Source organism: Corallincola spongiicola (genome assembly GCF_004284785.1).
GTDB lineage: Bacteria > Pseudomonadota > Gammaproteobacteria > Enterobacterales > Neiellaceae > Corallincola > Corallincola holothuriorum.
The window spans coordinates 126,280-138,993 of record NZ_SHLY01000005.1; the positions used below are offsets into that span (position 1 = coordinate 126,280).

The following is a 12,714-nucleotide window of genomic DNA, read 5'->3' on the forward strand; positions in this document are numbered from 1 at the left end:
TTAGCCTTTGACACCGGAGTCCACGTCATGCGAATCGTGAATCGTCATCCTTCATCACCGATGCGCTGGATATTGGGGCTATTGCCTTTTATCTTGCTGTTGTTGGTGTATATGGCTGCATCAGAAGCGCGGCTGGCTGAAAATGCCAATGACAAGCTGCTGCCCGGCATCACCAAGATGGCTGATGCGATCCAACGTCTGGCTTTCGAGCCGAGTAAACGCACTGGCGAGTACCTGTTCTGGCAGGACACGGCAAGTAGCTTAACGCGCTTGGCAATGGGTGTGGGTATCAGTGCTTTGATCGGTTTGATTATCGGTTTGGGCAATGGCGCGGTGCCGCTGATGCGCGCCAAGTTGTCGCCGTTAGTGGTCGCTATCTCCTTGATCCCTCCCATGGCTATTTTGCCGGTGCTGTTTATTATTTTCGGCCTCGGTGAATTGTCGAAAGTGGTGCTGATCGTCATTGGTATCGCGCCTTTTATTATCCGCGACATGCAGGCGCGAACCCTGGATATTCCCTCTGAACAGCTGATTAAGGCACAGACCTTGAGTGCCAATAGCTGGCAGTTGATCCAACGGGTGTTGTTGCCGCAGTTGTTACCCCGCCTGTTGGATGCGGTACGTTTGTCGTTAGGCTCAGCGTGGCTGTTCCTGATCGCGGCGGAAGCGATTGCCGCCACTGACGGTCTGGGTTATCGCATCTTCTTGGTTAGGCGTTATATGTCGATGGATGTGATCTTGCCGTATGTATTTTGGATCACCCTGTTGGCGTTCCTGATTGACTGGGGTTTGCGTCTGATAAGCAAAAAAGCGTTTCCCTGGTATCACTCGCAACAGAGCCAAGGAGGCCAGTCATGAGCTACATCCAGATTAAAAATATTTGGAAATCCTACGGCGACAACGTGGTGCTTGAGCGGCTCAATAAGAACGTAGAGCAGGGAGAGTTTGTCACGCTGGTAGGGGCGTCCGGTTGCGGTAAAACCACCTTCCTGAAAATGCTACTGGGTGTTGAAATCCCTTCTAAGGGCAGTATCAAGCTAGAAGGGCAGCCATTGAAGGCGGAGCCTGATGGCGAACGCGGTATCGTGTTCCAGCGCTATTCGGTGTTTCCTCATCTGACCGTGCGCGAGAACGTACTGGTCGGTTTAGAGCTGCAACAAAGTCGTTGGTTAGGTCGCTTATTTGGTGGCGCAAAAGCCAAGGCGTTACTGCAGGTGGATGCCATGTTAGATCGGGTAGGCCTTACGCCTGCTGCTCAGCGTTATCCCCATGAACTGTCCGGCGGTATGCAGCAGCGTTTAGCGCTGGCGCAGGCGCTGGTTGCTAAGCCGAAAGTACTGTTGCTGGATGAACCGTTTGGCGCACTTGATCCCGGCATTCGTGCTGACATGCATACCTTGGTGCGTGAACTGTGGCAGCAGGAAAACTTGACCGTGTTTATGATCACCCACGATCTGTCGGAAGCGTTTGCGCTGGGCTCGCGGCTTTGGGTGTTCGACAAAGTGAGGCACGACCCACAGGCGCCGAACGCCTATGGTGCCTCGATTACCTATGACTTACCGATCCATAAAGACAACCACGCAGACTTGGCACAGCAACTGGATCCCGAGTTAACAACTGTGCGCAAGCTGGCGTAAGTGAGAGTGCAACAATGAGTGAGCAAGCGAATTACACCACTACTATACCGGCGGCCAGTCACTGGTCGTTGCGGGTGCGTCGTGGCATGGAATTAAGGATTAAAGATATAGAGGGCGGCGCCAACCTAGGCATGTTGTTCTACAACCCGGAAGATCTGCTGGAGCGTTATAACGCGCCTGACACCCTGAAATGTCAGCACACCTTTAAGCTGACTAAAGGCAACTGTCTCTACTCTGATATGGGGCGTATTTTTTGCTCCATCACGGAAGACAGCCTGGGCTGGCATGACACCGTGTGTGGCAACTCAACCAAGTCCTCTATTGCGAAACGCTTCGGTGATAAAAACTACCAGCAAGCGGGCAACCAGTGGCACCAGAATGGCTACACCGCGTTTCTGGTGGAACTGGCGAAGTATGGCTTGGGTAAAAAGGATATGGCCGCCAATCTCAACCTGTTCAGTAAGGTGTCTGTGGATGATCTAGGCAACCTCAGTTACGTGGCGGATCACAGTCAAGCCGGTGACGAGATCGTGCTGCGCTTTGAGATGGACACGCTGGTATTGCTGCATACCTGCCCGCATCCTTTGCATCCGGCGGGTGAGTATCCGGCTAAGCCTGTGGCGATCACCTTGCAACAAGCCGGTGCGGTCGCTGATGACGATATCTGTTTAACCCACTGCGCTGAAAATGGCCGAGGCTTTAAAAACAACGCGCTTTATCTGGCTGGCGACGCCGGTTTTACATCTGCCACTAGCCATCACGGAGGCTGCCATGATCACTGAAAGTAAACTGAACGCCACTGAGGCGGTGATCGCCGATACTGTGCTCGCCGGTGACTACTACATGAAAGTGGTGAAAGCAGGGCAGACCATGCGTATTGTCGATTTGGAAGGTAATCAGGCCGCTGACACGCTGTTCTATTCCGCTGCTGATCCCAGTGAACGCTACAGCGCCATGGACACCATTCGAGAGCAGGGCAATGTGTTCCTGACCGCGGGTACGGTATTGATGTCCAACGAGTGTAATCCGATGCTGGAGATCGTCGCAGACACCTGTGGCCGTCACGATACCCTTGGCGGTGCCTGTGCGACGGAAAGTAATACCGTCCGCTATGATCTGGAAAAACGCTGCATGCACGCCTGCCGTGACAGCTGGATGCTGGCGGTGGCGGAAAATGAAAACTTCGGCATGACCAAGCGCGATATCACCCACAACATCAACTTCTTTATGAATGTGCCAGTGACTGCCGATGGCGGCCTGACCTTCGCTGATGGTATTTCTGCGCCGGGCAAATATGTTGAACTGAAAGCGGACATGGATGTGATCGTACTGGTTTCCAACTGTCCGCAACTGAATAACCCCTGCAACGCCTACAACCCAACCCCGGTTGAAGTGTTGATTTGGGATTGAGTTAAAAACGCTTATATAAGCTAACTGTTCGCGCGCCAGCGCCCCTTTGGGACGACCCAGAGGTGAATGAATGATGATGGGACGACCCATCAGGCAAACAGGCAGTTTCTCTATGATAACCACCGTGCTCATTGCCAATCGTGGGGCCATCGCCACACGTATTATTCGTACCCTGAAAGCCCTCGGCTTAAAGTCTGTGGCAGTTTACGCCGAAGCCGATCGCGACTCTCTGCATGTGCAACAAGCCGATCAGGCATTTTCATTAGGTGAGGGCGCAGCCGCCACTACCTATCTGGATCAAGACAAGCTGTTCGCCATCGCTAACCAGGCGGGCGCCGATGCGATCCATCCCGGCTACGGCTTTCTCAGTGAAAACCCCGATTTTGTGCGCCGTTGCGAGCAAAGTGATATCTGTTTCCTTGGCCCAACACCGACACAGATGGAAGCGTTTGGCCTGAAGCACAGTGCCCGTGAATTGGCTGAGCAAAATGGTGTTCCGCTGGTGCCGGGCACAGACTTATTGACCTCACTGGATGAAGCGGTCGCCGCCGCGGATCAGATCGGATATCCCGTGATGTTGAAAAGTACTGCCGGTGGTGGGGGGATCGGCATGCAGCTGTGTGAAGACAAAGACACGTTGCTGCAAGCTTATGATTCAGTGATCCGCCTCAGCCAGAATAACTTCGGTAATGCTGGCGTATTTCTGGAGAAATATATTCAAACCGCCCGTCACGTTGAAGTGCAGGTGTTCGGTGATGGTGCTGGTCATGTGGTTACTTTGGGGGCGCGGGATTGTTCCCTGCAACGCCGTAATCAGAAAGTCGTGGAAGAGACGCCGCCTCCCTGTTTGCCTGCCGCGACCCAAGCGCAGATGGAAGCCACAGCAGAACGCTTGATGTCAGCCATCGCTTACCGCAGCGCGGGCACGGTGGAGTACATTTACGATGTGAGTGATGGTCAGTACTACTTCCTCGAAGTGAATACCCGCTTACAGGTAGAGCACGGTGTCACCGAGGCTATCTTTGATGTGGATATTGTTGCCTGGATGGTAAAACTTGGACAACAAACCCTGCCATCCTTGCCTGAATTGGCCGCCGGGCTTAGCGCCAAAGGCCATGCCATTCAGGTGCGCCTGTATGCTGAAGATCCAAATAAAGATTTCCAACCTTGCGCCGGGACGCTGAGTCAGGTGAGCTGGCCAGATATCCCTGAATTGAGGGTCGATCACTGGTTGTCTGCGGGGCAGTCGGTCTCGCCATTTTTTGACCCCATGCTCGCTAAAGTGATTGTTCATGGTGATGATCGCGCGGACGCCATCGCTAAGCTGCAGGCCGCACTGGCAGCTAGTCACATCTATGGTATTGAAACCAACCTCAGCTATCTGCAACAGGTGCTGGCAAATGCTGATGTGAATGCCGGTAAGGTGCATACCCGCTTACTTAACAGCTTCAACTATCAGCCCTTGAGTATCGATGTGTTGATGGCTGGCACCATGACCACCATTCAGGACTTTCCTGCGCGACAAGGCTATTGGGATGTGGGTGTGCCACCGTCAGGGCCATTTGACGATCGTTCATTCCAACTCGGTAACCGCTTACTGGGCAACGACAAAACTGCCGCAGGTTTGGAGATCACTCTCAGTGGTCCGACGTTGCGTTTTAACTGCGATCGCCAGTTAGTGCTTACTGGCGCGGAGATCGAAGCTCAGCTTAATGGTGCGCCGATAGCGATGTGGCAGGTGATAGATGTTCGCGCTGGCGACACCTTGCAACTGGGCAAAGTGGCACAGTCTGGTAGCCGCAGTTATCTGCTCGTTGCCGGAGGCATAGATTGCCCCGATTACCTTGGCTCTAAATCCACATTCACCTTGGGACAGTTTGGGGGGCACAACGGTCGTGCCCTGCAGGTGGGCGATACGCTGCATCTGTGTGCCGCCGTGCCGGACGCGAGTCAGACAAGCACAGAGCTAGTGAACGAGCTAAAGCCCAAGGTCGGTAATAGCTGGACACTGCATGTGATCTACGGCCCCCACGGCGCACCTGATTTTTTCACTGCGGAAGATATCGAGATGTTCTTTGGCAGCGACTGGGAGGTGCATTACAACTCCAGTCGTACGGGGGTACGCTTAGTCGGTCCGAAACCGCAATGGGCGCGCCGTGACGGTGGCGAAGCGGGGATGCATCCTTCCAATATTCACGATAACGCCTACGCCATCGGTACCATCGATTTTACCGGTGATATGCCGGTGATCTTAGGCCCTGATGGCCCGTCGCTAGGGGGCTTTGTTTGTCCGGCCACAGTGATCGCCGCAGACCGCTGGAAGTTAGGCCAACTGCGCGCCGGAGACAAACTGCGCTTTGTGCCAGTGTCTATTGAGCAAGCGGTAGCAGCGGAACAAGCGCAACAGCAGATGCTGGATACGCTAACGCCTCAGGAGTTTCTGTTTTCGCCCTGTTTACCGACCACACCGATAGTCAAAACCCTGAGTCAGGATGATGTCGGTATTGATGTGGTGTATCGCCCCAGTGGTGATAAATACCTGCTGGTGGAATATGGTGAGCTGGTACTGGATATTGAACTGCGTTTCCGCGTGCATGCGCTGATGTTATGGCTGCAGGAAAACTCCCTAGCTGGGCTAAAAGAGCTGACACCGGGCATTCGTTCGCTGCAGATCCATTACGATTCACTGACCTTGTCGTTGACCGAACTATTAGCCCACCTTGAATACGCTGAGCGTTCACTCACCGACTTAGAGTCAATGGAACTGCCATCTCGCATCGTGCATTTGCCGCTGAGTTGGGACGATGAAGCGTGCCGACTGGCGATTGAAAAATATATGCAGTCTGTGCGTCATGACGCACCGTGGTGCCCCAGCAACATTGAATTTATTCGTCGCATTAATGGCCTCGACGACATCGAGCAGGTGAAACAGATCGTATTCGATGCCAGCTATCTGGTGATGGGCTTGGGTGATGTCTATCTGGGCGCGCCGGTGGCTACGCCGCTGGATCCCCGTCATCGCTTAGTGACGACCAAGTACAATCCGGCGCGTACCTGGACGGCAGAAAACTCCGTCGGTATTGGCGGCGCTTACATGTGTGTGTATGGCATGGAAGGGCCGGGGGGCTATCAGTTTGTTGGCCGTACCTGCCAGATGTGGAACAAACTGTTCAGCGAAGCGAATAGCAGCAAAGAGTTCAGTAAGCCTTGGTTGCTGCGTTTCTTCGATCAGATCCGCTTTTATCCGGTATCAGCAGATGAGCTGAAACAGATCCGCGAAGATTTCCCCAAAGGCCGCTACCCGCTCAAAATCGAGCAAACCAGCTTTAGCCTGAAAGGCTACAAGCAGTTCCTTGCCGACAACAGCAGTGAAATCGACACCTTTGTCACCGCCCGTGACGCCGCCTTTGATGAAGAGCTACAGCGCTGGGAAGCCTCTGGCCAGATTAACTTTGAGTCGAGTCAGGACCTGGATGTTGCCGAAGGCAGCGATGATTGCATGCCGGATAACTGCGTGCCGATAGACAGCCATGTGGCAGGCAGTGTCTGGCAGATGATGGTGGCCGAAGGGGACACGGTTGAAGCCGGACAAACGCTGGCCATCTTGGAGTCGATGAAGATGGAAATTCAGGTGACGGCACCCATTGCGGGGATCGTTAATTCGCTACGCCGTAAGCAGGGCGCTCAGATCAACGCAGGTCAGTCACTGATCTGGTTACAGGAGTCATCGTCATGAGCAGCCCAGTAGAGACGAGAACAAACCGTATGCAACAAACCCATACCCGCAGTCTATTCGACTGGTCGCAGCTCGACATCACTATTGCCGGTTTGCAACGGCATTATCAGCAGGCTGACTTCACCCCGCGTCAGTTAGTTCAACACCTACTGACGCTGGAGCAGGCGGATAACCACAATATCTGGATCGAACGCCTGCAACTGCCGCAACTGGAGCGCTATCTGACGGCGCTGGAGCAAACCTCGCCCGACGCGTTGCCACTGTATGGCGTGCCGTTTGCGGTGAAAGACAATATCGATTTGGCAGGAGTCGACTCCACCGCTGCCTGCGAAGCCTACCGTTATCAGGCTGATGCCAGCGCCACCGTGGTAGCTAAACTGATTGCCGCAGGGGCTATGCCGATGGGTAAAACCAATATGGATCAGTTTGCCACCGGCTTAGTGGGAGTACGCTCTCCTTGGGGCGCAGGCAAAAATGCATTTAACCCCGACTATATCTCCGGCGGCTCTAGCTCTGGCTCTGCCGTTGCTACCGCCAAAGGCTTAGTCAGCTTCGCCTTGGGTACCGACACCGCCGGTTCGGGTAGGGTGCCTGCTGCATTCAATAACCTGATCGGTTTAAAGCCCAGCCGTGGCGTGATCAGCTGCAAAGGGGTGATCCCGGCGTGTCAGAGTTTGGATTGTGTGTCGATTTTCGCGTTAACCGTGGACGACGCCAATTTGGCCTTAGCAGCGGCAGAGGGGCATGATCTGGCTGATCCCTACAGCCGCCCAAATCCGTATGACAACAGTGCGCGGCGCTATGGCGCGCTGACTGACAGCAAAACCATTGCCATTCCACTGCCAGAGCAGTTGCAGTTTTTTGGTGATGACACCGCCGCCAGCCTATATCAACAAGCCATAGCGCAACTGCAAGCGCTGGGGCATCAAATTACCGCCCTGGACATGACGCCATTTCTCGATGCGGCACGTCTGCTGTACGAAGGGCCGTGGGTAGCCGAGCGGTATGTCGCCACCGAAGCACTGTTTAACCAAGATCCAGACGCTATGTTGCCGGTGATCCAAACCATAATTGGTGGCGGTGCTAAACCCACCGCGGCCGATGGTTTTAAGGCGATGTATAAGTTGCAGGCCTGCCGCCAGCAAGCAGAGCGGGTGATGGCAAAGGTAGACTTCTTACTGCTGCCCACCACGCCCACCTGCTTCACTATTGCCGAAGTAGAAGCCGACCCAATTAAGCTCAACAGCCAGTTAGGCACCTATACCAATTTTGTTAATCTGTTGGATATGGCCGCCATCGCTATACCGGCGGGCTTCCTGCCAACGGGCGTAGGCTTTGGCGTTACCCTGTTGGGCAAAGCGTTCAGCGATCGCCAGTTGTTGTCACTGGCGAACCAGTTCTGCCAGCACAGCCAACAAACCATCGGCGCGTTAGACAAGCCATTGCCAGCTAGCAGCGTAACCAGCCCCGCAGGCAAAGGGGGTGTCGATCTGGTGGTGTGCGGCGCGCACCTCTCAGGTATGCCGCTTAACTGGCAGCTGAGCGAGCGTGGCGCAGTTAAAATCGCAGAAGGTATTACTTCGGCCGACTACCGCCTGTTCGCCATGGCAGATGGCCGCCCAGCCATGGTGCGCGATGAACAGGCTGGCGCTGGCATCGCCGTGGAAACATGGCGCGTGCCAACCGAGGCATTTGGCAGCTTTGTCGCTGATATTCCAGCCCCGCTGGGCATCGGCAAAGTACAATTGGAGGATGGTGCTTGGTACACCAGCTTTATCGCCGAACCCCGTGCCGTTGAGGGCGCAACTGAGATCACCCACTTAGGTGGTTGGCGAGCGTATTGTGCCAAGGGATAGTTAGTATTTAAGCTGAACCCAAAAGCCGTCAGCGTGATTAACGCTGGCGGCTTTTTTTGGGGAGGAGGTTAATCCGCCATTCTACTATTTAGTTGCTGACTATATTATTTCGGAAAAATCGTTCCCGATTTGGTGACAAATTTTATTCCTGAATAGTTAATTAAAACTGATTCTGTCATACCCCGAGGACACTCACCCGAAAATCCCGCGAACTGACTTCGGTTTTGTGCTGTTTTCTCTGCTCCAGATAGGAGTCAGAAGCACTAGTCTAGATGATTAGGAATGGGTGTCCTGCGATTTTGTGAAGCAGCGCATACTTATCAATATCAATTCTATGGACCTTTTTATTTCGTAGTTCATCAATATTATGGTGGAGGTATTGGGTTGCCCAATCTAATGGAAATGGCTGCCAATTATTATGGCAGCGGAAGCGGCGGGTGATTACCGGAATGAAATTTATAGTTTTAGTTGTGGTTTTTAATGTTTTGCTTGGCTGTCGAGATAAATGGTATGAACCAAGAATAAAGGTTATGCATTCTAGTAATGTGGTTTTGAATGTCTCTTATTCAGATGGCAAAAAATATGAAAAGATTTATTACGAATGCAATATGTATTATTTAGGGCAAGAAAGCTCCCGTGTTACTAGCATTGAATATGTCTATGATAATAAAGTTTATTATTATGAGGTGGGTCCGTCACTTTTAATGCTAATAAAGAAAGAACGAGAAGTTGACCCTACTACATATTTTGGTCTTGGTCCAAACGGTATAACAATTGAGACATCCTCCGGCTGTGAGCAGTCCGGTGAGGTTATTCTTTCGCCTGGCAGTAAGAGCTAAGAGGACACCCATCCGAAAATCTCGCAAACTGACTTCGGCTTTGTGCTGTTTACTCTGCACCTGATAGGAGTCAGAAGCACTAGTCTAGAAGATGAGGAATGAATTGAGTATATGCCAAGAATAGTTTTGATCGTGCTACTAATGGTTATGGCCTGCGTTAACGTAATGCTGGATTTTACTCGTGGTGAGGTTTTGCCTGATATTAATGCATGGGTAGTTTTTTCTGTATTGGTTTGTGGTTTTGCTACCGCATTTCCTGCAGGCGTCGCGCTTCTAATATCGGCAAAAACAAAATTCAACATCGCGGAAGTCAAAATCTATCGTTTGGCTTCTGATGTGGTTCTTGGAATAGGTCTCTCTACTTGGTTCTATTTACTGGTAATTCGTGAACGGCCAAACTTCTATGAAGGTGCCTCACATCTGTATGTTGCAACGTGGCCCATTCTTCTTGGCTTAATAGCGGTATTATTGTATTTAACATGTTTGTTAGTCCAAGGCTCATGCTGGGTAATCAAACATAACAAATCAAACCAGCAAGGGCTGTAGTTGACCCGATTCAGTAGACACCAAAGTCAAACAAGACGGAGATGTTTATGCCAGCTATAAGAACGCAAAGAAGACGAAGCAATACACGACAGAATTTAAAGTGACAGCAGTCAAACTGATTCACTACAAAGGCGCTACAGTGAAAGGATGCATAAATGAACATAAACGCAACAGTTGTAGGTCAAGTCATATTGATCAATTTCTTAGTTATGCTGTATTTAACTTTGAAATTTGCAAAAGGAAAGTCTGACAATTTACCACTTGTAGGGTTTTATACTTTCCTTCTAAGTTTTCTTTTCTTGCCCGCTAGTTGGTTATATTGCTGGTATTGGTCAAAGTAGAAGCCTGAAGTAGCAAGAGAGTCTTAGTATCAAGTTTGAAGTGCAACAGTAGCGGTTAGTGTTCATTGAATACCTCTTCAGGTGTTTTGTAGCCTAATCGTTTTCTCGGGCGGTTGTTCAATCGTTTGGCGATAGATTCACAGTCTGCTTCCGTTATTGACAAAGATCTCAGGACACCCACCCGAAAACCCCGCGAACTGACTTCGGTTTTGTGCTGTTTATTCTGCACCAGATAGGAGGCAGAAGCACCAGTCTAGATGATGAGGAATGGGTGTCCTGCGATTTTGGTTCAAGCTGTCCTTATTGGCCGGGCAACTTTCGGATTGCCTACAGAGATCTCCGGTGGATATCATAGGTGCGAAGTAACAACAGAGTGTTTTGATTGATGAAAAAATATGAGTTGGGAATCGTTATTAGTTTTGCATCACTAATTGCGTTGGTGATGATGCTTGTTTTTCACAAAAATTTTGATAGAAGTTTAGTGGCGATAATCAATTTTTCTTTATTTATCTGTTTTGTTTTTGGTGGAGCATTAGTTGGGTTAAATATCAATTCTAGAAAATAGTAAATGCCATTCAGGGGATACCAACCCGAAAATCTCGCAAACTGACTCCGACTTTGTGCTGTTTATTCTGCACCTGATAGGAATCAGAAGCACTAGTCTAGAAGGTGAGGGCTGGGTATTTTAGTCCCAAGCTTAGCTGCGGTTCGTGCCACTGATATACCGCTAATCGTTCGTTACTCATATGATGATTGCCCTACAATCGGTCCATCCGTTTAATGTCGTGCTTGGACGCAACACGCCCGTTCAGTTAACGACAGGCTAGTCGATTCAGGATGTGGTTGATCCGATTCAGCAGGCACCAAAGTCAAACAAGAGGTTTGAGTCGTCAGCTGGAGTTGCTCTATTTTCATACAAATGCGTTGACAGCTGGCTTGCCTTATATGAGAGTGGCTATATGACATTGAGAATAGAACAACTTAAAGAACGAATTATCATCATTCCTTAGGAATGGTGGGATCCTTGATGTGCTTTTGTTTATTGAACCCACCCGTAAAGGTGGGTTTTCTGTATCTGCCTTATGGGAAGTCTCTCATTCGGAGAAGTTCACATGAAGAAGGTTGCAGTTTTTGGTAAGCCGGGCAGTGGGAAGTCGGCTTTAAGCAGAGCGCTTGCTTTGGCGACAGGTATACAACTTCATCATCTAGATTCAATTGTTTATAAACGAAATGGTGAACTTGTTGAGCGCGAGGTTTTTAATCAAGCACATGAAAGCATATTGAGCTCAGAGAGTTGGATCATTGATGGCTTTGGGCCTATCGGTTCATTTAATAAACGTTTGGAAGCGGCAGATACCTTGATCTATATAGATCTTGCCTACCCCGTTAGTTACTGGTTTGTAACGAAGCGCCTAATCAAAAGCCTATTTGTCAAGCCTGAAGGCTGGCCAGATGGTAGTTTAGTACTTAAAGGCACATTAGAGAGTTATAAGGTCTTAAGGCTATGCCCCAAGTTTTGGAATGATGATTTTTTGTCTAGGCTCACAGAGCTATCGAGTAGCAAAGAGGTTCACGTGATTAAGAGTGTCACAGAGTTGAACAACTTTGTGCTTCAGAAAGCTAACCGCTTTGTCTGAAAGAGCTTTCGCTTCAGTTCTCAGGGGACACCCACCCGAAAATCCAGCTAATTGACTTCGGTTTTGTGCTGTTTACTCTGCACCGGATAGAAATCAGAAGCACTAGTCTAATGGGGGCTAGCCAAGCGTCGCAGGAGGAACCCCTCGTAAATCCTCCAGTCCGTTGAGAAATAGACCTGTTCAGCGATATCTTTGCCATGTCTAACTTGAGTTCTATATAAGTATGAAAAAATGAAAATTGCCCTTCTAATTACCTTTTTTATATTTGTCTCGGCAGGGCCGGTTTGTGCGATCTATTTTCTTTCTCTTACTGAAACGGATTGTCTGAAGATTGACCAAGTCAGAGTGATACTCGATAAATCTCGGCAACTTGAAGAACAAGGGCAGCTGCAAAGTGCCAGGCAGGGGTATAAACAGATCGACCTCTATGCTTGCCGCCGCAGCGATGAACAGCGTTATGCTATTGATAGGATGATGATGCTTGGCAAGAATATTCATCAAGCTTATGACGTTACCATGGAATTGATCGCCATTTATCATCAAAAGCATGGTGAGTATCCATCTGATCTTGGTGATATAAGAGCGTTTGTGCCTGACAACTACCTTCAGGCATTTAATGGCTTCCGATTGATAACTAAAGACGATGGTACAGTAGATATTGTTACGGGGTTGTATGGTTCGGTGTCTTTTCGTTTGAATTAGTGCACCAGGC

10 protein-coding genes and 1 pseudogene are annotated in these 12,714 nt (G+C 50.3%); 10 read left to right on the forward strand and 1 reads right to left on the reverse strand.

Annotation, left to right across the window (positions count from 1 at the left end; translation table 11 throughout):
* Positions 1-27 precede the first annotated feature (27 nt).
* From EXY25_RS14155 to EXY25_RS14190, 8 genes are all read left to right on the forward strand, one after another.
* Positions 28-858, forward strand: coding sequence for an ABC transporter permease (locus EXY25_RS14155; RefSeq protein WP_114339515.1), 831 nt, complete (start codon positions 28-30; stop codon positions 856-858).
* A complete protein-coding gene (locus EXY25_RS14160) occupies positions 855-1,637 on the forward strand; it encodes an ABC transporter ATP-binding protein (protein WP_130567264.1) in 783 nt (260 codons plus the stop codon). Before EXY25_RS14155 ends, EXY25_RS14160 begins: the two co-directional genes overlap by 4 nt.
* A 14-nt stretch (positions 1,638-1,651) precedes the next feature.
* On the forward strand, positions 1,652-2,419 hold the full coding sequence (locus EXY25_RS14165; protein ID WP_130567265.1) for an urea amidolyase associated protein UAAP1: 768 nt from the start codon (positions 1,652-1,654) through the stop codon (positions 2,417-2,419).
* Positions 2,409-3,047, forward strand: a complete 639-nt coding sequence (locus EXY25_RS14170; protein WP_130567266.1) for an urea amidolyase associated protein UAAP2 — start codon at positions 2,409-2,411, stop codon at positions 3,045-3,047. Before EXY25_RS14165 ends, EXY25_RS14170 begins: the two co-directional genes overlap by 11 nt.
* A gap of 112 nt (positions 3,048-3,159) precedes the next feature.
* Positions 3,160-6,783, forward strand: coding sequence for an urea carboxylase (gene uca, locus EXY25_RS14175; RefSeq protein ID WP_130567267.1), 3,624 nt, complete (start codon positions 3,160-3,162; stop codon positions 6,781-6,783).
* On the forward strand, positions 6,780-8,639 hold the full coding sequence (gene atzF / locus EXY25_RS14180; protein WP_246019566.1) for an allophanate hydrolase: 1,860 nt from the start codon (positions 6,780-6,782) through the stop codon (positions 8,637-8,639). The genes uca and atzF overlap by 4 nt, the downstream gene beginning before the upstream one ends.
* 449 nt (positions 8,640-9,088) lie before the next feature.
* Complete coding sequence (locus tag EXY25_RS14185; RefSeq protein WP_130567268.1) at positions 9,089-9,478, forward strand: hypothetical protein; 390 nt, start codon at positions 9,089-9,091, stop codon at positions 9,476-9,478.
* Between the two features lie 111 nt (positions 9,479-9,589).
* Positions 9,590-10,024, forward strand: a complete 435-nt coding sequence (locus tag EXY25_RS14190; RefSeq protein ID WP_130567269.1) for a hypothetical protein — start codon at positions 9,590-9,592, stop codon at positions 10,022-10,024.
* Between the two features lie 396 nt (positions 10,025-10,420).
* Here the strand turns inward: EXY25_RS14190 and EXY25_RS18925 are convergent.
* Positions 10,421-10,525 (reverse strand): annotated as a pseudogene (locus tag EXY25_RS18925) (IS30 family transposase); the annotation flags it as partial.
* A 952-nt stretch (positions 10,526-11,477) separates the two neighbouring features.
* On the opposite strand from EXY25_RS18925, the gene EXY25_RS14200 reads away from it, so the two are divergent.
* Positions 11,478-12,002: a P-loop NTPase family protein gene (locus tag EXY25_RS14200; protein WP_130567271.1), complete on the forward strand. Its 525-nt coding sequence runs from the start codon at positions 11,478-11,480 to the stop codon at positions 12,000-12,002.
* 231 nt (positions 12,003-12,233) lie between these two features.
* Positions 12,234-12,704, forward strand: coding sequence for a hypothetical protein (locus EXY25_RS14205; RefSeq protein WP_130567272.1), 471 nt, complete (start codon positions 12,234-12,236; stop codon positions 12,702-12,704).
* The last annotated feature ends 10 nt before the right edge of the window (positions 12,705-12,714 follow it).

What these genes read in the sequence shown, in the direction of transcription:
- EXY25_RS14155 (WP_114339515.1), top strand. Translation starts at nt 28, where the DNA reads ATGCGAATCGTGAATCGTCATCCTTCATCACCGATGCGCTGGATATTG.
- EXY25_RS14160 (WP_130567264.1), top strand. Translation starts at nt 855, where the DNA reads ATGAGCTACATCCAGATTAAAAATATTTGGAAATCCTACGGCGACAAC.
- EXY25_RS14165 (WP_130567265.1), top strand. Translation starts at nt 1,652, where the DNA reads ATGAGTGAGCAAGCGAATTACACCACTACTATACCGGCGGCCAGTCAC.
- EXY25_RS14170 (WP_130567266.1), top strand. Translation starts at nt 2,409, where the DNA reads ATGATCACTGAAAGTAAACTGAACGCCACTGAGGCGGTGATCGCCGAT.
- uca (WP_130567267.1), top strand. Translation starts at nt 3,160, where the DNA reads ATGATAACCACCGTGCTCATTGCCAATCGTGGGGCCATCGCCACACGT.
- atzF (WP_246019566.1), top strand. Translation starts at nt 6,780, where the DNA reads ATGAGCAGCCCAGTAGAGACGAGAACAAACCGTATGCAACAAACCCAT.
- EXY25_RS14185 (WP_130567268.1), top strand. Translation starts at nt 9,089, where the DNA reads ATGAAATTTATAGTTTTAGTTGTGGTTTTTAATGTTTTGCTTGGCTGT.
- EXY25_RS14190 (WP_130567269.1), top strand. Translation starts at nt 9,590, where the DNA reads ATGCCAAGAATAGTTTTGATCGTGCTACTAATGGTTATGGCCTGCGTT.
- EXY25_RS14200 (WP_130567271.1), top strand. Translation starts at nt 11,478, where the DNA reads ATGAAGAAGGTTGCAGTTTTTGGTAAGCCGGGCAGTGGGAAGTCGGCT.
- EXY25_RS14205 (WP_130567272.1), top strand. Translation starts at nt 12,234, where the DNA reads ATGAAAATTGCCCTTCTAATTACCTTTTTTATATTTGTCTCGGCAGGG.